Origin of the sequence: Bradyrhizobium sp. 17, assembly GCF_023073515.1 — a bacterium.
GTDB lineage: Bacteria > Pseudomonadota > Alphaproteobacteria > Rhizobiales > Xanthobacteraceae > Bradyrhizobium > Bradyrhizobium canariense_D.
This window is the reverse complement of the sequence record NZ_JADPJQ010000126.1, coordinates 1-669: the sequence shown is the minus strand read 5'-3', so window position 1 is coordinate 669 and position 669 is coordinate 1. Positions and strand designations below refer to the sequence as shown.

At 66.8% G+C, this 669-nt stretch carries 1 protein-coding gene; it reads right to left on the bottom strand.

From position 1 onward, the window contains the following. Positions 1-669, bottom strand: a 669-nt coding sequence (locus IVB13_RS40530; protein WP_276578415.1) for a vitamin B12 dependent-methionine synthase activation domain-containing protein, incomplete at both ends; no start/stop codon positions are given.

Here is a 669-nt window from a genome sequence, read left to right as displayed (position 1 = left end):
TCTCGTCGGCATAGAGCACGATGTCGTCGCCCTGCGCATTGGCCGGCCAGAAGCCGACGGTGGCGCGCGCCCGGAACCATTTCTCTTTGACGATCAGGTCGAGCATCTTGCGCGCGTCGTCGTAGAGCGAGCGCGCGACTTCGCCGACCTTGGCATCGTCGAGGATGGCGGGGAAGCGTCCGGCGAGCTCCCAGGTCTGGAAGAACGGCGTCCAGTCGATATAGGGCACCAGCTCGGCGAGATCGTAGTCGTCAAAGCTTCGGGTGCCGAGGAAGGTCGGCTTCACCGGCTTGTTCGCGGTGAAGTCGACCGGCACGCGGTTGGCGCGGGCGGTCGCCAGCTTCAGCCGCTTCTTGTCGGCCTGGGCGCGCATATGGGCGTCCGAGATCTTTGCGTATTCGGCGCGCACCTCCGCGGCATAGGCCTCGCGCCTCTCGGGCGACAGCAGCGCCGACGCAACACCAACGGCGCGGCTGGCGTCGTTGACATGCACCACGGGGCCTGCGCGATAGCTCGGGTCGATCTTGACCGCGGTATGCACGCGGCTCGTGGTGGCGCCGCCGATCAAGAGCGGCAGCTTGAGGCCTTCGCGCTGCAACTCTGCGGCGAAGAACGCCATCTCGTCGAGCGAGGGTGTGATCAGGCCGGACAGCCCGACGATGTCGGCCT